General features: G+C 62.3%; 19 protein-coding genes and 3 riboswitches. Of the genes, 10 read left to right on the top strand and 9 right to left on the bottom strand.

Features of this window, described 5'->3' with window-relative positions:
• Nucleotides 1-268 precede the first annotated feature (268 nt).
• Together ABH944_RS08975 and eutC are read left to right on the top strand one after the other, a co-directional pair.
• Nucleotides 269-1,648 carry an ethanolamine ammonia-lyase subunit EutB gene (locus ABH944_RS08975; protein ID WP_404605550.1) on the top strand — a complete coding sequence of 460 codons (1,380 nt, stop codon included), beginning with the start codon at nucleotides 269-271 and terminating at the stop codon, nucleotides 1,646-1,648.
• Complete coding sequence (eutC, locus tag ABH944_RS08980) at nucleotides 1,648-2,451, top strand: ethanolamine ammonia-lyase subunit EutC (protein WP_404605549.1); 804 nt, start codon at nucleotides 1,648-1,650, stop codon at nucleotides 2,449-2,451. Before ABH944_RS08975 ends, eutC begins: the two co-directional genes overlap by 1 nt.
• Before the next feature lie 118 nt (nucleotides 2,452-2,569).
• Here eutC and ABH944_RS08985 read toward each other — a convergent pair whose 3' ends face one another.
• Complete coding sequence (locus tag ABH944_RS08985) at nucleotides 2,570-3,679, bottom strand: OpgC domain-containing protein (RefSeq protein WP_404605548.1); 1,110 nt, start codon at nucleotides 3,677-3,679, stop codon at nucleotides 2,570-2,572.
• A 309-nt stretch (nucleotides 3,680-3,988) separates the two neighbouring features.
• Here ABH944_RS08985 and ABH944_RS08990 point away from each other — a divergent pair, with 309 nt between their 5' ends.
• Entirely contained in the window at nucleotides 3,989-4,732 is a 744-nt protein-coding gene (locus ABH944_RS08990) for a TerC family protein (RefSeq protein WP_404605547.1), read from the top strand.
• Nucleotides 4,733-4,803: 71 nt separating this feature from the next.
• Here the strand turns inward: ABH944_RS08990 and ABH944_RS08995 are convergent, their stop codons facing one another.
• Genes ABH944_RS08995 through cbiE form a run of 4 tightly spaced genes read right to left on the bottom strand, consistent with a single transcriptional unit; the run spans nucleotide 4,804 to nucleotide 7,928 of the window.
• A complete protein-coding gene (locus tag ABH944_RS08995; protein ID WP_404605546.1) occupies nucleotides 4,804-5,199 on the bottom strand; it encodes a DUF4186 domain-containing protein in 396 nt (131 codons plus the stop codon).
• 10 nt (nucleotides 5,200-5,209) lie between these two features.
• A complete protein-coding gene (cobM, locus tag ABH944_RS09000) occupies nucleotides 5,210-5,938 on the bottom strand; it encodes a precorrin-4 C(11)-methyltransferase (protein ID WP_404605544.1) in 729 nt (242 codons plus the stop codon).
• The gene (locus ABH944_RS09005) at nucleotides 5,939-6,691 is read right to left on the bottom strand and encodes a cobalt-precorrin-6A reductase (RefSeq protein ID WP_404605543.1); all 753 of its coding nucleotides are present in this window, start codon (nucleotides 6,689-6,691) and stop codon (nucleotides 5,939-5,941) included.
• Between the two features lie 28 nt (nucleotides 6,692-6,719).
• Complete coding sequence (cbiE, locus tag ABH944_RS09010; protein WP_404605542.1) at nucleotides 6,720-7,928, bottom strand: precorrin-6y C5,15-methyltransferase (decarboxylating) subunit CbiE; 1,209 nt, start codon at nucleotides 7,926-7,928, stop codon at nucleotides 6,720-6,722.
• Nucleotides 7,929-8,043: 115 nt separating this feature from the next.
• Nucleotides 8,044-8,220, top strand: a riboswitch (cobalamin riboswitch).
• 123 nt (nucleotides 8,221-8,343) lie between these two features.
• Here cbiE and cobG point away from each other — a divergent pair.
• Genes cobG through cobJ form a run of 4 tightly spaced genes read left to right on the top strand, consistent with a single transcriptional unit; the run spans nucleotide 8,344 to nucleotide 12,657 of the window.
• Entirely contained in the window at nucleotides 8,344-9,627 is a 1,284-nt protein-coding gene (gene cobG / locus ABH944_RS09015; RefSeq protein WP_404605540.1) for a precorrin-3B synthase, read from the top strand.
• Nucleotides 9,620-10,246: a precorrin-8X methylmutase gene (locus ABH944_RS09020; protein WP_404605539.1), complete on the top strand. Its 627-nt coding sequence runs from the start codon at nucleotides 9,620-9,622 to the stop codon at nucleotides 10,244-10,246. The genes cobG and ABH944_RS09020 overlap by 8 nt, the downstream gene beginning before the upstream one ends.
• On the top strand, nucleotides 10,247-10,972 hold the full coding sequence (locus ABH944_RS09025) for a precorrin-2 C(20)-methyltransferase (protein ID WP_404605537.1): 726 nt from the start codon (nucleotides 10,247-10,249) through the stop codon (nucleotides 10,970-10,972).
• A 2-nt stretch (nucleotides 10,973-10,974) separates the two neighbouring features.
• Complete coding sequence (gene cobJ, locus ABH944_RS09030; RefSeq protein ID WP_404605536.1) at nucleotides 10,975-12,657, top strand: precorrin-3B C(17)-methyltransferase; 1,683 nt, start codon at nucleotides 10,975-10,977, stop codon at nucleotides 12,655-12,657.
• Nucleotide 12,658: 1 nt separating this feature from the next.
• On the opposite strand, the gene ABH944_RS09035 is transcribed toward cobJ, so the two are convergent.
• The 4 genes from ABH944_RS09035 to cobW form a co-directional block, all read right to left on the bottom strand.
• A complete protein-coding gene (locus tag ABH944_RS09035; protein WP_404605534.1) occupies nucleotides 12,659-13,219 on the bottom strand; it encodes a vWA domain-containing protein in 561 nt (186 codons plus the stop codon).
• 113 nt (nucleotides 13,220-13,332) lie between these two features.
• A complete protein-coding gene (locus ABH944_RS09040) occupies nucleotides 13,333-14,328 on the bottom strand; it encodes a magnesium chelatase ATPase subunit I (protein WP_404605533.1) in 996 nt (331 codons plus the stop codon).
• Complete coding sequence (cobN, locus tag ABH944_RS09045; protein WP_404605531.1) at nucleotides 14,325-18,098, bottom strand: cobaltochelatase subunit CobN; 3,774 nt, start codon at nucleotides 18,096-18,098, stop codon at nucleotides 14,325-14,327. The genes ABH944_RS09040 and cobN overlap by 4 nt, the downstream gene beginning before the upstream one ends.
• A 3-nt stretch (nucleotides 18,099-18,101) precedes the next feature.
• Nucleotides 18,102-19,190: a cobalamin biosynthesis protein CobW gene (gene cobW, locus ABH944_RS09050; protein WP_404605529.1), complete on the bottom strand. Its 1,089-nt coding sequence runs from the start codon at nucleotides 19,188-19,190 to the stop codon at nucleotides 18,102-18,104.
• A gap of 182 nt (nucleotides 19,191-19,372) precedes the next feature.
• Nucleotides 19,373-19,650: riboswitch (cobalamin riboswitch) on the bottom strand.
• A 160-nt stretch (nucleotides 19,651-19,810) separates the two neighbouring features.
• A riboswitch (cobalamin riboswitch) is annotated at nucleotides 19,811-20,111 on the top strand.
• 195 nt (nucleotides 20,112-20,306) lie between these two features.
• Between cobW and ABH944_RS09055 the strand changes: the two genes are divergently transcribed.
• From ABH944_RS09055 to ABH944_RS09065, 3 genes are read left to right on the top strand one after another with little or no spacing between them, the layout of a single operon-like run.
• Nucleotides 20,307-20,702 carry a cobalamin biosynthesis protein gene (locus ABH944_RS09055; protein WP_404605528.1) on the top strand — a complete coding sequence of 132 codons (396 nt, stop codon included), beginning with the start codon at nucleotides 20,307-20,309 and terminating at the stop codon, nucleotides 20,700-20,702.
• Nucleotides 20,702-21,304 (top strand): cob(I)yrinic acid a,c-diamide adenosyltransferase, encoded by a 603-nt coding sequence (gene cobO / locus ABH944_RS09060; RefSeq protein ID WP_097267579.1) that lies wholly within the window; start codon nucleotides 20,702-20,704, stop codon nucleotides 21,302-21,304. The genes ABH944_RS09055 and cobO overlap by 1 nt, the downstream gene beginning before the upstream one ends.
• A gap of 1 nt (nucleotide 21,305) precedes the next feature.
• Complete coding sequence (locus ABH944_RS09065) at nucleotides 21,306-22,604, top strand: cobyrinic acid a,c-diamide synthase CobB (protein ID WP_404605527.1); 1,299 nt, start codon at nucleotides 21,306-21,308, stop codon at nucleotides 22,602-22,604.

Consider the following 22,604-nt stretch of genomic DNA (forward strand, 5'->3'; position numbering starts at 1 on the left):
CGGGCAGACCGGGATTATCGCACGCGGAAAATCGGGTCGCCGCGTGGGCGGCACGCCATGCGGACCGCTGAACAGGCGTGGGCAGCCGCCTGCGTCATCCAAATTACCGTTCCGGCATTTTTGGCCTCTTGGTGTTTTCCCGCATACTTCGAGATAGAGGCCTGAATCGACGGCCAATCGACCTGCGGCATGACGTTCACACGATGCGCCGCGCGGCCAGCCGGGGCAAGGCAAGTGCCTGGAGAAGCCTTGGAACGAGGATTACACGATGAGCTATAACGAGACCATCGGTCTGCGGACCTACCGTTTCGACGACCTGAAGACGCTGCTGGCGAAAGCCAGCCCGCAGCGTTCCGGCGACCAGCTTGCGGGCGTCATGGCCGACACCGAAGAAGAACGCGTGGCGGCGAAGATCGCGCTGGCCCAACTCCCCCTGCGCACGTTCCTCAACGAAGCCGTGATCCCGTACGAGAGCGACGAGGTCACGCGGCTGATCATCGACGATCATTCGGCGCAGGCTTTCGCCGAGATTTCGCACCTCACAGTAGGCGATTTCCGCAACTGGCTGCTGGCGGACACCACCGATTCCGCCGCGCTGATCCGCGTGAGCGCAGGACTGACACCCGAGATGGTCGCGGCGGTGTCGAAGCTGATGCGCAACCAGGACCTGATTCTCGCCGCGAAAAAACGGCCGGTGGTCACGCGCTTTCGCAACACGATCGGCTTGCCTGGACATCTGTCGGTGCGCCTGCAGCCGAACCATCCCACCGACGACGTCAAGGGCATCGCGGCATCCATGCTCGACGGCCTCATGTACGGCTGCGGCGACGCGATGATTGGCATCAATCCGGCGTCCGACTCCTTGAGCGCAATCACAACATTGCTCGTGATGATCGACGACTTCCGGCAACGCTATGAAGTCCCTACGCAGTCGTGCGTACTCACGCATGTGACCAACACCATTGCCGCGATCGAGAAAGGTGCGCCCGTCGATCTCGTGTTCCAGTCGATTGCGGGCACCGAGAAAGCGAACAGCAGTTTCGGTGTCTCGCTGGCGCTGCTCAAGGAGGCGCACGAGGCGGGGTTGTCGCTGAAACGCGGCACCGTTGGCGACGATCTGATGTATTTCGAAACCGGCCAGGGCAGCGAGTTGTCCGCCGACGCGCATCACGGCGTCGATCAACAGACCTGCGAAGTGCGCGCATACGCAGTCGCGCGCAAGTTCAAGCCGCTGCTGGTGAACACGGTGGTGGGTTTCATCGGGCCCGAGTATTTGTACGATGGCCGGCAGATCATTCGCGCCGGGCTCGAAGATCATTTCTGCGGCAAGCTGCTCGGGGTCCCGATGGGATGCGACATCTGCTACACGAATCACGCCGAAGCCGATCAGGACGACATGGACACCCTGCTCACGCTGCTCGGTGTTGCCAACGTCAACTTCATCATGGGCATTCCCGGCGCCGATGACGTCATGCTCAACTATCAGAGCACGTCTTTCCACGACGCGCTTTATGTGCGCAACGTGCTCGGCTTGCGTCGTGCACCGGAGTTCGAAGCATGGCTTGAATCAATGCGGATTGTCGATGCACGCGGCCTGTTGCTGAACCAGTCCGCACCGCAACCGCTGCTTGAATGGATGGGCACGTAATGACCGATTCCAACGATCCCCCTTCGTCTGTGAACGCAAACCCGTGGGACGCGTTGCGTCGTTTCACGAACGCGCGCATTGCGCTGGGCCGCGCCGGCAGCAGCCTGCCGACGGCACCACTGCTTGCGTTCAATCTCTCGCATGCGCAAGCGCGTGACGCCGTGCATCAACCGCTTGATGTGGCTGCGCTGCATGCGTCGTTGCGCGAGTCCGGCTTCGATACCCTCGACGTAGAAAGTGCCGCACCGGATCGCGAGCATTATCTGCGTCGTCCTGATCTCGGCCGCAAACTCAGCGATGAAAGCACGATGCGGCTGCGCGACTACGCGGCTGCGGCGCCGGCTGCGTTCGATGTGGTGTTTGTTGTCGCCGATGGTTTGTCGGCCTACGCCGCGACACGTCATGCAGTGCCGTTGCTCGAACGGATGCGGTCGATGCTGGCGGGCGTGAGCATGGGTCCGATCGTCGTCGCGCGACAGGCGCGAGTTGCGCTGGGTGATGGTATTGGTGAGCTTTTACGGGGCCGGATCGTGGTGATGCTGATTGGCGAACGGCCCGGTTTGAGCTCACCCGACAGCCTTGGCATCTACCTGACGTATGAACCGCGCATTGGCAAAAGCGATGCCGAACGCAACTGCATTTCAAACGTGCGGCCTGAAGGACTTGGCTACGACGCGGCCGCTTTCAAGCTGCATTACCTGCTGACCGAAGCGGCCAGGTTGAAGCTCACAGGCGTCAAGCTCAAGGACGATAGCGATGCGTTGTTACCGGCAGCGATGACGGGTTCGGTACTTGCGCCCTAGAAACCGTTCAGATCCAACGATATCCTCCGCAGCAAGCGGAGGCGGCGGACGCAGACCGTTAGTCGCGTTCTGCTTGACGAACGACGAGGCCGTCGGCCTTTCATCGAACCACGCGGCGCTAACCTTCCCTCTTCGCCACGGCCGCGACTGACCTTGAACGCATTGCCTCGAAAACACGCTGGCGATGTGGAATCGCGAGCAGCAGGCCCACCGCGAGAGCGTCGGCGGCAAAACCCAGAGGAACGTCGATCAGCCCATTGGTAAGCGTGAACAACACGGAATCGACCGTCAGCGAGATCACCGCGCCCGCCACGAAACACACGAGGCCATCACGGCCGACTGCACCCACCCACGGCAAGCGGCGGGCAATCTGCTTCACCACTCCGCGTCGCGCCAGATCGCTTGCGAGCCACGCAATGCACAGGAAATTGACGATGCGCGCACCAGCCAGGTTGCGCTTCAGATCACCATCGACAGAAACGGGAAGCACGAGCAACTTGTAATAGGCCATGCCCACGACAATTGCGAGCGCCGCAATGCTGACAACCCAGCTGAACCGATACGAACTCACGCGCTGATAAACAGGCTCGCAGCACGCGAGCACGCCGAGAACAAACATCAACTGCCACGCGGCGGGATTGAAGTCCCACAGCAAGTCGTTCACCGACGGCAAATACTCGGCAACGGGCGCCGCCACCGCCCACAGCGCGACACTTGCGCCAAGCAGAAGCCACGGCTTGCTACGCGCGAGCGGCAAGACAAGCGGCACGGCCAGCGCGAAGAACGCATACATGGGCAGCACGGACGATAAATACGGCTGACGGCGCAGGAGCAGCACGTCGGCGAGCGCGGTGAACGGCGCGGCGAGGAAGCTGTCCAGGTCGGCGGTAGCCAGATTCGGCGCGCTGCCGAAAAAGGGCCGCAGCAAGAAACTCGTCAATAGCATCAGGACCGCGGTCACTACAAACGCGCGGTAGATTTCAAACGCACGGCGGAAAAACCGCACCCGGGCAGCGGATTCCGAGCGTCGAGCGGCCATGGACACATAGGCCGTGGCAGTCGCGAAGCCGCCGAGAAAGACAAACACCTCCGCGGCGTCGTTGAGCGCGAACGCGTGAAGCGTTACGCGGGAGATCATGCTGCCGCCAATGTGATCGACCAGGATCACCAGCAGGACGAGGCCGCGAAAAAAATCCAGCTCAACCAGGCGTTGCGATTTTCCCTGCATTCGAAACCTGAAAAGGACTGCCGAAAACGGGCAGCGAAGATTGAAGACACCAGTTCCAGTGCGGTTCCGGCTAAAGTAATGCGCACTGACGAGTCAGCGATCCGCACGGGAGTTTACCCGTATTTGGTGACGCACCATTTTGGGGATAGGCCGACACCACGCTTTCGCCCGGCGAACTTTCTGGCTCCGCGCCGCTCTCAATTATTTCATTAAGCTTTCATTTTTGCCTGGCGCGTCACGTATCATCGCGATCGGCCGCCGCGCAGGCCGCCACCGTTTCTTCCTACTTCCCCAAGACCCTCGGATCTCATGGACTATTTAGTTGCATTGGCAAGCGACCCCGGCGCGTGGGCCGCACTGGCGACGCTGCTTGTCATGGAAGTCGTGCTGGGTATCGACAACCTGATCTTCATCTCCATTCTTACGAACAAATTGCCTGAGGCGCATCGTGCACGCACCCAGCGGCTCGGCATCGGCCTGGCGCTGGTGATGCGGCTTGGCCTGCTCGGCACGGTCGCGCTGATCGTGCGCCTGACCGCGCCAATCTTTACCGCGTTCGGCCATGACTTTTCGTGGCGCGACCTGATCCTTATTGCCGGCGGTGCGTTCCTCGTGTGGAAGGCGACCACCGAGATCCATCATCATGTCTCCGGTGAAGGCGAAAATGGCGGCGGCGCGGTGAAGACGTCCACGCTCACACCGTGGACGGCGATCGGCCAGATACTGGTGCTGGATCTCGTGTTTTCCATCGACAGCATCGTGACCGCGGTCGGCATGACGGAACACATTCCCATCATGTTCGTGGCGGTGGTCGGGGCCGTTTCAGTGATGATGTTCGCAGCCGGACCGCTGTCGCGTTTCATCGAAAGGAACCCGACCGTTGTGATGCTCGCGCTCGGCTTCCTGCTCGTGATCGGGATGACGCTGGTCGCCGAAGGCTTCGGATCACACGTGCCCAAGGGCTACATCTACGCGGCGATGGCGTTCTCGGCGTTGGTCGAGGGGCTGAACATGCTGTCGCGAAGGGCAAAAAAGAAGCGTGCTTTGGAATGATCGCGCGATAACCCGCCATAACCTGCAATAACCCGATCACGCCGCGCGGCCTCAAACCGCGCGGCTTTTTTTCAGAACGGCAGGTCGGGTTGACGCGGCGGTTTATCGGCGCCGGCCACTTTCTGCGCCTTCAGCCAGCGCTCGATTGCCTGCACCACATGCTCTCGTTCTTCATCGTCCAGTCGTTTCCCCGCGCTTATGCCATGCCACTTGGCGAGGCAACTTCGGCAGCAAGTCGCGGTGGCATGCTGAGCGATAAATACCGGATGGCCGCGAAACGGCGTCTGCTTGCCATCATTCGGCGGTTGCTCAGGTGCAAGCCGCCGCGTGATCAGCTCGCGCGCATGGCCGATCACCTCGGTCATGCCATGCTCGCGCAGATACGCTTCCTCGCGTGCACCAAGCCGGAAACGCGTCCGAAAATTCGAATGCGACAAGGCGTCGAAAACGGTGTCGAGATCGCGCATGGGAGACGGCTCAGACTGGCTTGCGATACAGCGAGGAATCCGTAAAACCCTCTGCATTCAGCACGTAGCCAACAACGATCAGCGCTGTCCTTTCGATGCCTTTTTCAAGCACTTTTCCAGCGATATCGGCAAGGGTGCCCAGCACCTTTTCTTCGTCAGGCCAGCTTGCGCGGAAGATCACGGCCACGGGGCACTGCTCGCCGTAATGCGGAATCAGGTCAGCGGCTATCCGCTCGATATGGCGCACCCCGAGGTGGATAGCCATGGTCGCGCGATGGCGCGCCAGATCGGCAAGTTGCTCGCCTTCGGGCATCGATGTCTTAGTAGCGAAGCGCGTGAGAATCACGGTCTGCGAGATGCCGGGCAACGTGAATTCACAGCCAAGCGACGCAGCGCATGCCGCGGCCGCCGTGACGCCAGGCACGATTTCGTACGGTATCGCGAGCGCATTCAGACGCCTGATCTGTTCGCCGATCGCTCCATACAAGGACGGATCACCGGAATGCACGCGCGCGACATCCTGCCCTCTGGCGTGCGCGGCTTCGAGCAACGCGATGATTTCATCGAGGTGAAGATCTGCCGTATTTACCACGCTTGCCGCGCTGTGCCCGCTCAACACGGCATCCGGCACGAGCGACCCGGCATACAGGATGACCGGGCACGTGCGAATAAGGCGCTGCCCCTTCACCGTGATGAGTTCGGGATCTCCGGGTCCTGCGCCAATGAAATAGACCGTCATTTAAGGGGTTTTATCGAAAAGTGGATACGGATCGAGCCATGCAGCGAGCGCGTCCAGAAGCGAGCTTGTATCGGAAAACTCGCGCTCGACCGGCGGCAAGCGTGGACGCTGCAGCATGACCACGGGCAAGTCCCGTTCCCGCGCAACCCTCAGCTTCGCCTCGGTTGCCGCACCGCCGCTGTTCTTGCTGATGAGCACATCGGTTTGCTGCGTCGTGAAGAGCGCACGTTCGCCATCCAGCGAGAATGGGCCGCGTGCACCAATGATGGTCGCCCGCGCGTTCCCGGGATACGCATCGAGGCAGCGGATGGTCCAGTGTTGTGAAGGAGGAATCTCGTCAAGATACGCAAGCGGTTCGCGGCCAAGCGTCCAGAGCGGATGGTGGTAAGGCGCAATGGAGTCGAGAATGGACGGGAAGTCGGTGGCCTCGCACCATGCGTCTCCGCTTTGCGGTTGCCACGGCGCACGCCGAAGCGCCCAGCACGGCACGCTGGTCAATGCACTGACCGCGCTCGCGTGACGGCTCATTTGCGCGGCGTAAGGATGCGTTGCATCGACGATCAAGCCGATGGATTGCGCTTCAATGAAGGCCTGCAACCCCTCTACCCCGCCAAAGCCGCCCACGCGCACACTGCAGGCCAGATCGCCCGGCAGGCGGCCCAGTCCGGCAAGGCTGTAAACGTGATCGTGACCAAGCCGTCGCGCGATGGTCAACGCGTCGCCGGTGCCGCCCAATAGCAGGATCCGTTTCATTGCGCCGGGTATCGGATAAGGGGGGACGTCATGGCTTAACCACATGCAGCAGCGTAATGGGGAGCGCCTGGCGCCAGGTATCGAAGGCGCCTAAAGGCTGTGCGTGCGCAACGCCAATACGCGTCAATTCGCCGCCATGAAGCGCGCGCCACGCGACCAGTGTTGCCTCGCTCTGAATGGTGACGGCGTTGACGATCATCCGGCCGCCTTTCTTCAGATGAGACCAGCAGGTGTCGAGCATATCCGGCGCGGTTACGCCACCGCCGATAAAAATCGCATCGGGCTCCGGAAGTCCGGTCAATGCACCGGGCGCTTCACCTTCGACCAGTTGCAGTCCGGACACCCCAAGCGCGTCGCGATTGTGTTCGATCAGGCGTTGACGCTCACTGTCCGTTTCGATCGCAATCGCACGGCAACTCGGGTGCGAACGCATCCATTCAATACCGATCGACCCGCATCCCGCGCCCACATCCCACAGTAATTCTCCCGGCTCGGGCGCGAGCCGCGACAGCGTGATCGCGCGGACATCGCGTTTCGTAAGCTGGCCGTCGTGCCGATATGCGTTGTCGGGAAGACCGGGCGTCAGCGGCAGACGCAGCGCATGGCTCTCCGCGATACATTCGATAGCGACAAGATTCAGTGCGGCCACCTCACTTGCCTGCCAGTCACTCGCCACTTGATCGATACGGCGCTCCCGCTCGCCGCCCAGATGCTCGAACACACTCAGGCAGCTCGCACCGAAACCGCGCCTGGTCAGCAACTCGGCAACTGCAGCGGGACTCGACGCACCGCTGCTGAGAACGAACAGACGCGCACCCGGATGAAGCTGCATTTCAAGCGCAGCGACCGGGCGCCCGACCAGCGACACCACCGCCACGTCCTGCAGCGGCCAGTGCAAACGCGCTGCGGCAAGTGACAACGAAGACGGCGCAGGCAGCACGCGGAATTCATCGGTTGGCAATTCGCGGGCGAACGTGTTGCCAACGCCGAACAGCATCGGGTCGCCGCTTGCAAGCACGCACACCCGTTGGTTTTCGTGGCGCCGTTCAAGCACGGGCGCGATCGTGAACGGCGTGGGCCATGCGCGACGCTCGCCACCCAGGCGGGCCGGCAACAACGCGAGATGACGCGCTCCGCCGAAAATCGTATTGGCAGAAAGGAGCGCCTGGCGCGCAGGCCGATTCAGTCCACGCCAGCCATCCTCCCCGATCCCCACCACGGTCAGCCACGGTGACATGCGCCGATCCTCGCTTGATTCATTCACTGGCCCATTCGCTGGTTACGTCGCGTCTATAACGCGGCAAAGCAAGCCCGGCCTGACGCCGGTGCGCTTTAACCGCGGCAAAAACGGGCATAATACCGCGTTAGTCGGTGCCCTTACGGGCCTAACAGGGAACACAGCAAAACTGTGGCTGCCCCCGCAATTGTACGCAGCGAATCCGCGCTCCTCTGCCACTGGTTTCGACTGGGAAGGCCGGTACGGACGGCGACCTGCGAGCCAAGAGACCTGCCGACCGGAATTCTTCGTGCAAGCCAGCATCGGGCGGGGTGTACCGATGCCATGAACCTGCCGCTCCACCCCAAGGGTCCGGCATGCTCGCGGCGCCGCGCAAGACCGGACGGGTCACGCTTTGAACGAATCACTCACTACCATGCAGGCATCAACGCAAGCATCACGGCCATCGGCTTGTCCAGGCCTGATGCGGATCGTGCCTGCGCGCGACGGCGGCCTGTGCCGCGTTCGCCTTGCATGGGGTGAACTGAGTGCGGCGCAGGCGCGCGCGGTCGCGGAGGTTTCGCAGGCATTTGGTTCGGGTGTCATCGACGTGACCAATCGCGCGAATCTGCAGATCCGCGGCGTACAGGAACACTCGCAGGATGCATTGATCTCGCGCGTAGTCAGTGCAGGCCTCGGACCGGCCACGCCGGGCGCCGATGACCTGCGCAACGTGATGCTGAGTCCGCTCGCGGGCCTGGACCCGGACGCTGTTCTCGATGTGACGCCGCTCGCTTCCGTTCTGCTCGATCAGTTACAGAGCGACGCGCGTTTGCATCAGCTTTCGCCGAAATTTGCGTTGATGGTGGACGGCGGCGAGCGGCTTTCAATGCTCGATCATCCCCACGATGTATGGATTTCGGCCGTGTCAGCGCAACGGTTCGCATTCGGGCTCGCGGGTTGTCCACCGAGATTTGAACATGATGCGCCTGCGCTGGCCGTGCTTGAAACCGCTCACATCCCCGCCCTGGTCGATGCGCTGTTGCATACCTTCCTCGATCTCGCGCTGCCCTCGCAGACCAGGATGCGTGACCTGCTGACGACATGTTCCATCGAAGAAATTCTTGGCCGCGTTCAGGACAAGCTTGGTTTTCCTTTGGATCACGATGTTGAAAACTGGCGTCGTCCCGCTTCCGATGCACGGCTGCGTTTCGGTGTGCATCGTCAAGGAACCGGCGACAGCGTGTGCGTTGGTGCGCAGGCTCCGCTTGGACGGTTGAGCGCAGCGACGTTATCCGCACTCGCCGATCTCGCACCCCGATTGCGCATGACGCCCTGGCAAAGCGTCATGCTGCTCGACGTGCAGCCGGCCGCTGCGCAAGCGGTGGTTGAACAACTCGCTGCACTCGGCCTTGCGACCACGCCCGACGAACCGTTCGCACGCCTGATCGCGTGTACGGGTTCACAGGGCTGCGCCAAAAGTTTCGCCGATACCAAAGCCGACGCACACCTTCTCGCGCGGTCCATGCCCCCCATGGGCGATGTCCACCTGAGCGGCTGCGCGCGTTCATGCGCGGCGGCGCACCCTGTCAGGACCACCTTGATGGCCGTCGCACCCGGCCGTTACGATCTTTACGGCGAGGCGCCTGAAGCACTCGCCCGCCATCTCACCATTGAACAGGCAGCCTGCTGGCTAGCCCGGAGCCCCCTCGATGCTTGACTACATTCGCGACGGCCAGGCGATCTATCGCGCGTCGTTTGCGACCATTCGCGCCGAGGCCGACCTCTCGGCCATCCCCGCCGATCTCGAGAAGCTTGCCGTGCGCGTGATCCATGCATGCGGCATGACGGACGTGATCGACGACCTCGTGTTCTCGCGCGGCGCGGGCACGGCAGGCCGTCTGGCGCTCAGCGGAGGCGCCCCCATTCTCTGCGATGCACGCATGGTCGCCGAGGGCATCACTCGTGCAAGGCTGCCGGCGGACAATCGCGTGATCTGCACGCTCAACGATCCCTCCGTGCCTGAACGCGCCCGCGCACTCGGCAACACGCGCTCCGCGGCTGCGCTCGAGTTATGGGAACCGGATCTCGAAGGCAGCGTGGTGGTGATCGGCAACGCGCCCACCGCGCTGTTCCATCTGCTCGACATGCTCGACGCGGGCGCGCCCAAACCTGCGCTGATCCTGGGCTTTCCGGTCGGATTTATCGGTGCGGCGGAATCGAAGGCGCTGCTTGCTGCCAATAGCCGCGGCGTGCCGTTCGTCGCCTTGCGCGGCAGACGCGGCGGCAGCGCCATGGCGGCGGCCGCCGTGAACGCACTGGCAACGGAGACCGAATAGATGAGCGGACGCCTCTATGGCCTTGGTGTCGGTCCTGGCGACCCCGAGCTGATCACAGTGAAGGCACTGCGTTTGCTGACCTCCGCGCACGTGGTCGCCTACTTCGTGGCGAAGGGCAAGAAGGGCAATGCGTTCGGGATCATTGAAGCGCATCTCAAGGAGAACCAGACGCGTCTGCCGCTGGTTTATCCCGTCACGACCGAATCGCTTGAACCACCGCTTTGCTATGAAACGATCATCGCCGGCTTCTACGATGAATCCGCCCTCTGCATCGCGGATCATCTCGAAGCGGGCCGCGATGTCGCCGTGATCTGCGAAGGTGATCCGTTCTTCTACGGCTCGTACATGTATCTGCATGACCGGCTGGCCGAGCGCTTCGAAGCGCACGTCGTGCCCGGTGTGTGTTCCATGCTGGGAGGTGTTGCCGTGCTGGGCGTGCCGCTCGTGTACCGCAACCAGAGTTTGTCGGTGTTATCGGGCGTGCTGCCGGAAGCGGATCTCAGGGAACGCCTCGGCACCGCGGATGCCGCCGTGATCATGAAACTCGGCCGCAACTTCGATAAAGTGCGCCGCGTACTGACCGACCTCGGGCTGGACAAACGCGCGTTGTATGTCGAGCGCGCGACCATGGCGAACCAGCGCATCGTGCCACTGGAAGAAGTCGATCCCATGGCGTCGCCCTACTTCTCGCTGCTCGTCGTGCCGGGGGAAAAATGGCAGGCGTGAGCATGTTGAACGATCGGATTCCTGCCGCAATCGTGGTACTGGGGACGGGGGCAATCGATACCGCTCGCCGTATTCAGGCGCGGTATCCGGGTTCGCTCATTCACGGCCTTGCGAGCCGCGTGCAGGGGGATGTCGCGTTCACCGAATTGGGTTCGCACATGCGCGAACTCTATGCACGCAACACGCCGATCATCGCGCTGTGCGCAGCGGGTATCGTGATTCGTTGCCTCGCGTCTGCGCTGGCGCACCAACTCGCGGACAAGACCGTTGAACCGCCTGTGCTGGCTGTCGCCGAGGACGGCAGTGCGGTCGTGCCTTTACTTGGCGGCCTGGGCGGCGTCAATGTGATCGCGCGCGAAATCGCGGCGGCGCTCTCCGTCGCACCGGCGATCACCACGAGCGGAGAACTGCGCTTCGGCACGTGCCTGCTGAACCCGCCAGCGGGTTATGTGCTCGCCGATATCGAGCACGGCAAGCGTTTTGTGTCCGACCTGCTGGCCGGCGCCCCGATCCGCGTGGATGGCGATGCGCCATGGCTCGATACAGCGGACCTGCCGCGAGCCGAGCACGCCAACCTCGCGATCCGCATCACACCGTATGCAAGCGAGGTTGCCGGTGAGTTGATGATTCATCCGCGCTGCGTGGTTGCATGCTTGACGGCGTTGTCCTCGGAGGACTCGATCGTCGAACGCGTGGGTGAAACGTTGCGTGAACATCGCCTTGCGCCGATGTCGCTGGCGGCCGTGCTTGCACCTTTGAGCATGATGGCCTCTGCATCGCTGGCTGCAGCAGCGCAGGCGCTGGATGTGCCGCTGCGCTTCGGAACGCTTCCTGCGGGCTTCGAAACGCTTGGGGCTCGTGATGACGGCATCATGATTGCCCTCTCTCCCCGACCGGTCGATCCGTCGACGCTCGGGCAAGCACGCGGCACACTGACCGTGATTGGTCTCGGCCCCGGCAGCGCCGACCTGATGGTGCCTGCAGCGAGACACGCCCTGACGCAAGCCGACGATATCCTCGGTTACGAGACCTATGTGCGCATGGCCGGTCCGTTCGCGCCGCATCAGGTGCTTCATTGCACCGACAACCGCGAAGAGATGCAGCGCGCACGTCACGCTTTCGAACTGGCGAGTGAAGGTCGCAACGTAGTGGTCGTTTCGTCGGGAGACCCCGGGGTCTTTGCAATGGCCGCGGCCGTGCTCGAAGCGCTCGACCAGGCCCGCGATAACAAGCAGTGGACCGCCGTCGGATTGTCGATCGTGCCGGGTGTATCCGCAGCGCTCGCGACGGCTGCTCGCGCCGGTGCGCCGCTTGGCCATGACTTCTGCATGCTGTCTCTTTCGGACAATCTCAAACCGTGGGCCGTGATAGAAACGCGCTTGCGTCACGCGGCTCAAGCCGATCTCGTGATGGCGTTCTATAACCCTGTATCGCGTGCACGGCCATGGCAACTCGATCGTGCGCTGGATATCTTGCGTGAACAGCGGAGTGGCTCGACCCTGGTCGTGCTGGGCCGAAACATCGGCAGGCCGGGCGAAACGCTGTCCACCACAACGCTGGATAAATTGCATTCCAGTCAGGTCGATATGCGCACGATGGTGATTATCGGCTCGTCCACTACGCGCAGTTTTCCGCGGACCGACCGTGATGGCGATTGGGTATACACACCGCGCTGGTACGAGTGAACTAGGTGGAGGTCATGGAAGCGGCCGTCCGATACTCGGCCTGCCATGACTCGGCGAGTGTCACGCAACGCCCCAAACGCACCGCCTCGCTCTCGAAATCGACGATGACGATCTGATCCGCGGCATCGGGACGAGACGGGGCTTCCGGACTGCGGCCATCTGTCAGCAACCACAGGAAACGCCGCTGGGAGGGTTGGCGGCGAGCCGCTTTGGCAAGCACATTAGCGCCGGTGCGCACACCCAGGGCGAGCGGCGTGCCCCCGCCGCCGCCTATGGGTGCAAGCCATCGATCGTTCCACCAATGCGCCGCGCCCGGTTCGCGACGCACTTGCGCCGTCGCGCCGCCGAAGCAGACCAGCGCCACTTCCGCGCGCTCGCGATACGCCTCGTCGAACAACGCTACCACCAGGCCTTTAGCCAATGCGAGCCGCTTGCCGCTCAGCATCGATCCGGAGCAATCGAGCACGAAGCAATGCAACGCGCTGATGTCGCCTTGCTCACGACGAAACCTCAGATGCGCTTTGGCCAAAGGCTGATTGCGTTTCGCCAGCAGCGTTTGCAACCAGTCGATACGCGTGCCGGGTTCACCCTCGCGTGATCGCGTTTTTCCCGAGGCCGACGTGTCTAGCCATCGAAGGCGGCCGGGTTCGGCCTGTGCATCCAGCCTTCGATGGCTCAGGATTTTTTTGTGGCAAGCGGCCTTACGTTCTTGACTGCTGTGACGTCGACAGGCTCCGGCGGCATGTAGCCGTGGCTGGCTTCGTCCGTGCTTTTCTTTTGCTGTGCGCGAGGCTCGGCAGCACCTTGATCGTTGGGTGCACGGCCTTCCTTGCGCCGATGCAACAACACCGATTCCGCCACGCGCTCGACATGCTCCACGTTCACCGCCGAAGCTTCTTCAAATGCGGCCAGCGCTCGCGCTGCGCGCAGCATGACGAGATCGGCACGCAAGCCGTCCACCTGTGCTTCGATACATAACTCGCTGACGCGTGCATGAACCGTATCGTCGAATTCGAGGGCCCGAAGCATCACTCTCGCTTGGCGAATCCTGAGAGCCAAAGCGTCCTGTTGCCCCGCGAATCGTGAACGGAAACCGTCCGGATCCGTATCGAATGCGAGACGCGCCTTGACGATTTCCCGGCGTGTTTCCGCATCAAAACAGTTCTGTAGCGAGACCGCCAGACCGAAGCGATCCAGCAATTGCGGCCTGAGCTCACCTTCCTCAGGATTCATGGTCCCGATCAACACAAACCGCGCTTCATGCCGATGCGAAATCCCGTCGCGTTCGATCAGGTTCACACCGCTCGCGGCTACATCGAGTAACTGGTCCACGAGTGGATTGGGCAACAGATTGACTTCATCGACGTACAGCACACCCTGATGCACCTTCGCGAGCAAACCCGGCGAAAAACGCACACCGCCGTCGCGCACCACAGCTTCAATATCCAGCGAACCGATCAACTGTTCTTCGCTCGCTCCAAGCGGCAAGGTCACGAACTGGCCTTCGGGCAGCAGTGCGGCGAGTGCACGCGCGGCTGTCGATTTCGCGGTGCCACGCGGGCCGCTGACCAGCACACCGCCCAATTCGGGATCGACCGCAGCGAGTAAAAGTGCTTGCTGCAAGGGCTCTTGTGCGACCAATGCGGCAAACGGGAAGATGAATTCGTTCACGTTCGTTGCCCCTCGAGTTGCTGTTCGGCGTCCAGCAGATGGCGTTCGATCTGCTCCTGATACGCGCCCGGACTTTGCCATAAGCCGCGTTGCATCGCTTCGGTCAAACGCTCGCAGATCGAATGCAGCGCGTGCGGATTATGCTCTTGCATGAATTCGCGCGTGGCGGTGTCATTGACGTAAGCGTCGGCAACAAGCGCGTACTGATGATCCGATACGACCCGCGCGGTGGCGTCGTAACCGAACAGATAATCCACTGTCGCCGCGAGTTCCGACGCGCCCTTGTAACCATGCCGCTTCACACCGTCGATCCATTTTGGATTGACCACGCGCGAGCGGATCACGCGTGAGATTTCTTCCTGCAACGTACGAATACGCGGCGCGGCGGGGTTGCTGTGATCGGGGTTATACGCTTGCGGCTGGGTGCCGGAAAGATGCCGCACAGCCGCCACCATGCCGCCCTGGAACTGGTGATAGTCGTTCGAATCCAGCAGGTCGTGTTCGCGATTGTCCTGGTTCTGCACCACCACATCGATAGTCGAGAGGCGCGTGCCAAAGGAGTCGTGAGCCTCCACACCATCGCCCTTTTGTGAATACGCATAACCGCCCGAGCTTTGAAAACCGCGCGCCAGATCAGCGTCGGATTGCCATTGCTTCGCGTCGATCATCTCCTGCAAACCCGCGCCGTATGCACCGGGCTTCGTGCTGAACACACGCCACCCGGCACGCAAGCGAGCTTCCTTCTCATCCAGTCCGCGCGCCATGTGCTGGTCGCGTTCGCGGATGATGCGTGCACGGATCGGGTTGATGTCCTCAGCTTCGTCGTCGAGTTCGGCCACGGCTTGCACGGCGGCATCGAAGAGATGCATCAGGTTCGCGAACGCATCGCGGAAAAATCCCGAAACACGCAACGTCACGTCAATGCGCGGACGATTGAAAATGGTGATGGGCAAGACTTCAAAGTCGGTCACGCGGTTGCTGCCCGCCGCCCACTTCGGCCGCACGCCGATCAGCGCCATCGCCTGGGCGATATCGTCGCCGCCGGTGCGCATCGTGGCCGTGCCCCACACCGACAAACCAATCGCGCGCGGGTAATCGCCGTGCTCCTGGAGGTGGCGTTCGATCAGGAGGTTGGCTGATTTCAGGCCAAGCGTCCATGCTGCGCGCGTTGGCACGGCGCGGGTATCGACGGAGTAGAAATTGCGCCCGGTGGGCAGGACGTCGGGTCTTCCTCGCGAGGGCGATCCGCTGGGACCCGGCGGCACGAAACGTCCGTCGAGACCGCGTTGAAGCTGCCTTAGCTCCTGGGGACCGCACGCGTCGAGCCGTGCGAGCAGGTCGCCGTTCAGGCGTGTCAGTACCTGCGATGTGTTCGGCCCCGCCGTGCCGGATGGCCGGTCCAGCAACGACGTGGCAAGCAACTCAAGGCGCTCGCGGGTGTCGCCATGGTGTCGCCACGGCGCGTCGATCACACTTTCGAGTTCAGCAGGACGGGGGCCGGTCCATGGCGCGGTCCAGTCGGCATCGAGCGGATCGAATGTCTCGCCCAGGTTCAGGTCACGCGCGAGTGCGGTCAGTACACTCGCGTTCGCGCCCTGTGCATCGCCGGTCGGATAACGGCCAAGGGCAAGCAGGGTATCTTGGCGTTGCACGCCTTGCGGTGACGCGCCGAACACGTGCAGGCCATCGCGGATCTGCGCCTCCTTGAGCTCGCATAAATACGCGTCGGCGCGGGTCAGCAGCGCGTCCTCGGTATCGGAATCTCGCGGTTTATCGAGTCCGAGTTCTTCATGCAGCCTGTGCTCCACAATGCTGGCGAGAATTGTCTTGCGCAGAAGTTTTGCGCGGCGCGGATCGACCATCAATGCTTCGTAGTACTCGTCGACCTGACGCTCCAGGTCCTGCAGCGGACCGTAGTTTTCAGCGCGCGTGAGCGGCGGCATCAAATGGTCGATGATGACCGCCTGCGCCCGCCGCTTCGCCTGGCTGCCCTCGCCTGGATCATTGACAATGAACGGGTACAGATGCGGCATGGCGCCAAGCGTCAGGTCCGGCCAGCACGATGCGCTCAATGCAATGCTCTTGCCCGGCAGCCATTCGAGGTTGCCATGCTTGCCGACATGAACGATCGCATCCACGTTGAACCGTAGCCGCAGCCAGAAGTAGAACGCGAGATACGCGTGCGGCGGCACAAGCTCCGCATCGTGATAACTGGCATAGTCGCCACGCTCACGCGAGCGCGCCGGCTGGATGCCGATGAACACATGCCCGCAGCGCCAACCCGCGATCATGAAGCGGCCGCGCCGGATCGTGGGATCGCTTTCGGGCGGACCCCAGCGTGTATTCAACTCCTGCCGGACGTTATCCGGCAGCTTGGTGAAAGCATCGAGGTAATCATCAAGCGCCAGGCTTTGCAACGCGGGACGCAGGTCGCGAACCACCGGATCATTCGTCACGCCCGAGGTCAGCGCCTGCATCAGCGCGTCTCCACCGGCGGGAATTTCATCTACCCGATACCCCTCTTTTGCAAGCATCGAAAGAATGTTGACGACGGACGCGGGCGTATCGAGACCCACGCCGTTGCCAATGCGGCCTTCACTCAACGGATAGTTCGCGAGGATCAGCGCGACACGCTTTTCGGCGTTAGCGAGTTGCCGCAAGCGACACCAGCGTTTGCTCAACTCGGCCACGAAACGCACGCGTTCCAGGTCGGGCTGATATCGCACGACGTCGACCTGCGTGATCTTGCACCGATACGCAAGTCCCTTGAAGCTGATCGCGCGGGTGATGATGCGGCCATCGACTTCCGGCAAGGCGACATGCATGGCGACATCGCGCGAGTTCAGCCCATGGTTGTCCTTCAACCAGTCCTCGCGATTTCCCCCGCTCAGGATGACCTGCAGTACCGGCGCGTCGCCCGCCAGTTCGAACGGTGCAGGGTCGTCTATGACACCCGCGGCGAACGAGGTCGTGTTCAGCACCAGTGACACGGCGTGATCGGCGCAAAGCTGCTGCACGACTTCCCGGCTCAACGGGTCCTTGAGGGACGCCATCGCTATCGGCAACGGGTTGAGGCCCTGCGCTTCCAGTGCCTCGATCAAGGCATCGAACACATCCGTATTGCCGGACTGCAAATGGGCGCGGTAGAACAGCACGGCGACGACCGGTGCGCCCTGAACCCAGCGTCTTTGCCAGTCCTCAACCATCGCAACCTGCCGCGCAGGATGATAGATCGCCACCGCAGGCAGCGGACTCGGCGCATTCGCCTCACGTCCGTATCCCAGCGCGCGAAACGCAATGCAGCGCAGAAACGCTTCGGCATTTTGCGCGCCGCCTTCACGCAGATAACGCCAGAGCTGATCGCATAACGCGGGCTCGGCCGTACTCTTCGCAACGAGGTTCGGATCTTCCTGCAGGTCGCCGGAAAACATCACGAGCATCTGGCCATTACGGCGCGCAAGCGTGGTGATGGTCTCGATTCCGTAAGGCCAGTACGCTTCGCCGCCGAGGTGATCAATGACGATCACGCGCGCATGTTTCAGCACGTCGTCGACGTAAAAATCCACCGATGCCGGTTGCCGCAAGAACGCCTGGTTCGCCAGCCGCACCGCCGGAAAGTCCGCTTCCAGATTCGGCACCACGCTCGCGAGGAGCGAGAGCGTGGTGTCGGCGGAACTCAGCACAACGATCGGCGCGGGCGTCTGATCGATACGCATGACGCCGGCTGCATCGTCGACAAAACCGCCGGGTGTCGTGCGCAGCAGATGCATCGATCAGGCCTGTACGGGTGCGTTGACGAGCGCTGCAGTCAGCGCCTGTTGCAGACGCGGCTGATCGAGATCTTCGCCAATCAGCACGAACCGGCTGATTCGGTGGCTGGCCTCCTCCGCGGTCCAGCGGCGATCGAAGTAGGTATCAAACCGCTGGCCCACGCCCTGCACGACGAGCCGCATGGGCGTACCCGGCAACGCCGCGAAACCCTTTACACGATAGATCGTGTTGGCATCAACCAGCGAGCGCAACGCGGCTACCGCGGCCTCGCGCGACTCGACCCTTGCTTCGACCACGACGGAATCGAAGTCGTCGTGATGGTGATCGGCGTGGCCTTCGTCGTCGGCGGAGCCGTGATGATCGACACGCAGATGAATAGTCGTTTCCGATGCCGCCTCGAGCCCGAGAAGCGCATGCAGATCAAGCTGCCCCATCTGCGCCGGCACGATCTTCACGCCTGCCGGAATCTCGCCGCGAATCAGCGTTTCCACCGCGCGCTGCTGCGTTTCGTCGATCAGATCGGTCTTGTTGAGGATCACCAGATCCGCTGAAGCGAGTTGATCTTCGAACAACTCATGCAGCGGCGATTCGTGATCGAGGTTCGGATCGGCGCGGCGTTGGGCATCCACCGCTTGCGGGTTCGCCGCAAACTGGCCGCTGGCCGCAGCGGGGCCGTCGACAACCGTCACGACGGCATCCACAGTGAACGCATTCTTGATGGACGGCCAGTTGAACGCCTGCACAAGCGGCTTGGGCAACGCGAGGCCGGAGGTCTCGATCAGTACGTGATCGATTTGCTCGCGCCGCTCGACGAGCTGTTCCATCACCGGATAAAACTCTTCCTGCACGGTGCAGCAAAGACAGCCGTTCGACAGCTCATACAGATTCGGTTGATCCGTGACGCTTTCGTCCTCGCAACCGATGTTGCAGCCCTTCAGGATTTCGCCGTCAATGCCCAGTTCGCCGAACTCGTTCACGATCACCGCGATCCGCAGCCCTTTCGCGTTTTGCAGGATGTGCCGCATCAGCGTGGTCTTGCCGCTGCCGAGGAAACCGGTTACGACCGTGACCGGGATTTTGCGCATTTGCATCCGTTGCTCCGTTTTATCGATTGGCTGCTTGCTGCCGGAATGCGTCGCCCTTTGCTGACTCACGCGAGCAATAAAATGCGCGCGCGGGTGTCGCGGAGGGTGCGCGATGCGGGACGGCAATCCGGAAAAGCATGGTGAAAAGTGTCGAGCGTATGCCGCATCCCCGCGACATCGTCCGCTTCAGGCGTTGACTCGTTCCGGCCGGTATCCGGGCTCGCGAAAGTGCCGCTTCACCTTCCCACATGATGTAGCCATGCAGTGGTTTTTCGAAGCCGGCTTTACCGTGCGAAGTGGCGTGAGCCCGGCGTGAACCGGGATAAAACCACGTCGTACGATTTTCGTTTACCGTTGCGGGGGCAGCGCAGGTTGGCACAGCCGGGGTTGCGGCAATGCTCCCTGCTTCCCGTTTAACTGCGCGCAGCAGAGACCGCGCGCGAGCACCAGAAAACTATCGCGAAGTCTAGGCTGATGGGAGGTTAGCGTCAAGGTTTGGGCAGGGCGCGGGAGGGGTTTCAAGCTGCGTCTGCTGACGAGAGATCTTGTCGGTGCGAGACCACCAAACCCGCGCTGCCGACCGGCTCCAGCCTGTAAAAGCCCAGCGCAACCCCTACCCGCTGTGCTATCTTTGGCCCGCGTCTGGTGCTCACGCGCGCTTTTCGCTCGCGCGTAGTTAAACGGGAAACAGGATGCATACGCGCGTATTTTCAAGGCTCGAAGCTTTAGGCCGCACGCACCGTGTCTGCAAAAACCTGTGCTGTCCCCGCAACGGTACGCGACCCGCGCCTCGTTCGACTGACTCTGATTCCTGATTTTCATTCGAACCGGGCGCTCATTGCCTCCAAAGCCACTGCGCAAGCGCGCGGGAAGGCGAGCGGAATGCGGTCGCCAAGCCCGGATACCGGCCAGTCGCCAAGTGACGCGCTATCGCTACAACAGCGCGCCGGACGCCACATCCGCGAGGGACGGATGAAAGACGTAGTGCTTATACCCGTCTTACATGAATCCAATTTTTCAGCGCCTGCGCTCAATGTCGGGGTCCCCCCGGCGCTCGCCTGTCCAACCGCCCTTCCCCAGGTTCGCTGGCGTGTGTCCGGGCTTCGCAAGCAGAGGACAATCGTGAGTACATGGGTCATCGGCATAGGCTGCCGGCGCGGTGTAAGCGTCGAACAGATTCATGCCGCCGTGCTAGCGGCGCTGGGAACGCGGCCGCTCGCAAGCACCCGCGCGCTGGCATCGATCGATAGCAAGAAGGACGAAACCGCACTCCTTGAATTCGCCGCTCGCCACGGTTTACCGCTGCAATTTTTTTCGAAGCAAAACATCGCGCAGGTTGAGACCAGCGCGTCGGAACGGGTTCAGGCGCTGCTTGGCATTGACGGCGTTTGCGAACCCTGTGCATTGCTGGCGTCCCGCAACGGGCGGATCATCGTGCCGAAAACAGTGGCCGGTGGCGTGACCGTCGCTATCGCTGAAGACGATCCAAAGCAACAGGCTGACAACGAGAGAACATGATGAAAACGGATGAAGAAGCGCATCTGCGCATGACCCAGCGGCGCAAGGAAGGCCACGAAAAAAAGCAGGCCGCCGCCGCACGCGAGAAGGGCCTCCTGATCGTCAATACGGGCACCGGCAAGGGTAAAACCACGGCGGCGTTCGGCATGGCCGTACGCGTGCTCGGACACGGCATGCGGCTCGGCGTGGTGCAGTTCATCAAGGGAGCGCTGCACACGTCCGAGCGCGATTTCCTCGGGGCAATCGCCAACTGCGATTTCATCACCATGGGCGACGGTTACACATGGGACACGCAGAATCGCGATGCCGATATCGCGACGGCTCGCAAGGGCTGGGATGCGGCGCGCAAGATGATTGAAAGCGGGGAGTATCAGATGGTCGTGCTCGACGAACTGTGCACGGTGCTCAAATACGAGTACCTGCCGCTCGACGAAGTGCTCGCGGTGTTCAACGCGCGGCCCGAGATGCTGCATGTTGTCGTGACTGGCCGCCATGCGCCGGAAGCGCTCATCGAGGCGGCAGATCTCGTGACGGAGATGCGTCCGATCAAGCATCCGTATCGTGAGCAAGGCGTGAAAGCGCAGCGCGGCGTCGAGTTCTGACGTGCACGCCTGCCCCGCTTTATTCATCAGCGCGCCCGCGTCGAACCAGGGCAAGACCACCGTTACCGCCGGGCTCGCGCGCTATCACACGCGGCAAGGCCGGCGAGTACGGGTCTTCAAGACCGGCCCCGACTTCCTCGACCCGATGATCCTGGAACGCGCGTCCGGCGCGCCCGTCTATTCACTGCATTTGTGGATGGTCGGCGAAAGCGGCTGCCGCGCGCTGCTCGCGCAAGCGGCGCAGGACGCCGATTTGATCCTGATCGAAGGCGTGATGGGACTTTTCGACGGCACGCCCAGCAGCGCCGATCTCGCGGCCGCGTTCGGCGTGCCGGTGCTCGCCGTGATCGGCGCGCACGGCATGGCGCAGACCTTCGGCGCAATGGCGTTCGGGCTCGCGCGCTACCAGGCGGATCTGCCCTTCCATGGCGTGCTCGCCAATCGCGTAGCGTCGGCACGGCATGCGCAAATGCTGAGCGAAGCCATTCCTGAAGGCATTCGATATTGCGGTCATCTGTCGAGCACCGAGGACATCGCGCTGCCCGGAAGGCACCTCGGTCTCACGCAGGCCGCAGAGGTGGCGGACATCGATGCACGGCTGGATCGCGCGGCGGACGAGATCGGCGAGACGGCGCTGCGCGAGTTGCCGCCCGTGGTCGTGTTCAATCACGACACCCAGGAACCGCCGCCGCGTTTGCTGGAGGGCATGCGCATCGCCATTGCCCGCGATGCCGCGTTTTCGTTCATCTACCCCGCGAATCTCGACCTGCTGAAGGCGATGGGCGCAACGCTAGCCCCCTTCTCGCCGCTCGCCGATGAGCCCGTTCCCACCCATGCCGATGCGCTTTATCTGCCGGGGGGCTATCCAGAACTGCACGCCGCCCGCCTTGCCGCGAACGCAGCGAGTGCGGACTCGATTCGCGCGCACGTTGAGGCGGGTAAAGCGGTGGTCGCGGAATGCGGCGGCATGCTGTATCTGCTGGATTCACTGACGGATATCGAAGGTGCGCAGCATGCCATGCTGGCCCTTCTGCCCGGCCACGCGAAGATGCAGAAACGCCTGGCCCGGCTCGCCATGCAGCGTGTTGAAAGCCGCCACGGCATTCACACCGGCCACACCTTCCACTACTCGTCCATGACAACAAGCATGTCGCCGGTCCTCACCGCGACGCACGCCACCACGGGCGTGGAAGGCGAAGCGATCTATCGTCATGGCCCGATCACCGCTACCTACATGCACACTTACTGGCCGACAAATCCGGCGGCGGCCGCCGCCCTCTTTCGCGGCGAAACACTGTGA

Source organism: Caballeronia udeis (assembly GCF_044909315.1).
GTDB lineage: Bacteria > Pseudomonadota > Gammaproteobacteria > Burkholderiales > Burkholderiaceae > Caballeronia > Caballeronia udeis_A.

What these genes read in the sequence shown, in the direction of transcription:
- ABH944_RS08990 (WP_404605547.1), top strand. Translation starts at nt 3,989, where the DNA reads ATGGACTATTTAGTTGCATTGGCAAGCGACCCCGGCGCGTGGGCCGCA.
- ABH944_RS08995 (WP_404605546.1), bottom strand. Translation starts at nt 5,199, where the DNA reads ATGCGCGATCTCGACACCGTTTTCGACGCCTTGTCGCATTCGAATTTT.
- cobW (WP_404605529.1), bottom strand. Translation starts at nt 19,190, where the DNA reads ATGCAAATGCGCAAAATCCCGGTCACGGTCGTAACCGGTTTCCTCGGC.
- ABH944_RS09005 (WP_404605543.1), bottom strand. Translation starts at nt 6,691, where the DNA reads ATGAAACGGATCCTGCTATTGGGCGGCACCGGCGACGCGTTGACCATC.
- cbiE (WP_404605542.1), bottom strand. Translation starts at nt 7,928, where the DNA reads ATGTCACCGTGGCTGACCGTGGTGGGGATCGGGGAGGATGGCTGGCGT.
- cobN (WP_404605531.1), bottom strand. Translation starts at nt 18,098, where the DNA reads ATGCATCTGCTGCGCACGACACCCGGCGGTTTTGTCGACGATGCAGCC.
- eutC (WP_404605549.1), top strand. Translation starts at nt 1,648, where the DNA reads ATGACCGATTCCAACGATCCCCCTTCGTCTGTGAACGCAAACCCGTGG.
- cobG (WP_404605540.1), top strand. Translation starts at nt 8,344, where the DNA reads ATGCAGGCATCAACGCAAGCATCACGGCCATCGGCTTGTCCAGGCCTG.
- cobJ (WP_404605536.1), top strand. Translation starts at nt 10,975, where the DNA reads ATGTTGAACGATCGGATTCCTGCCGCAATCGTGGTACTGGGGACGGGG.
- ABH944_RS08975 (WP_404605550.1), top strand. Translation starts at nt 269, where the DNA reads ATGAGCTATAACGAGACCATCGGTCTGCGGACCTACCGTTTCGACGAC.
- cobO (WP_097267579.1), top strand. Translation starts at nt 20,702, where the DNA reads ATGAAAACGGATGAAGAAGCGCATCTGCGCATGACCCAGCGGCGCAAG.
- ABH944_RS09020 (WP_404605539.1), top strand. Translation starts at nt 9,620, where the DNA reads ATGCTTGACTACATTCGCGACGGCCAGGCGATCTATCGCGCGTCGTTT.
- cobM (WP_404605544.1), bottom strand. Translation starts at nt 5,938, where the DNA reads ATGACGGTCTATTTCATTGGCGCAGGACCCGGAGATCCCGAACTCATC.
- ABH944_RS08985 (WP_404605548.1), bottom strand. Translation starts at nt 3,679, where the DNA reads ATGCAGGGAAAATCGCAACGCCTGGTTGAGCTGGATTTTTTTCGCGGC.
- ABH944_RS09025 (WP_404605537.1), top strand. Translation starts at nt 10,247, where the DNA reads ATGAGCGGACGCCTCTATGGCCTTGGTGTCGGTCCTGGCGACCCCGAG.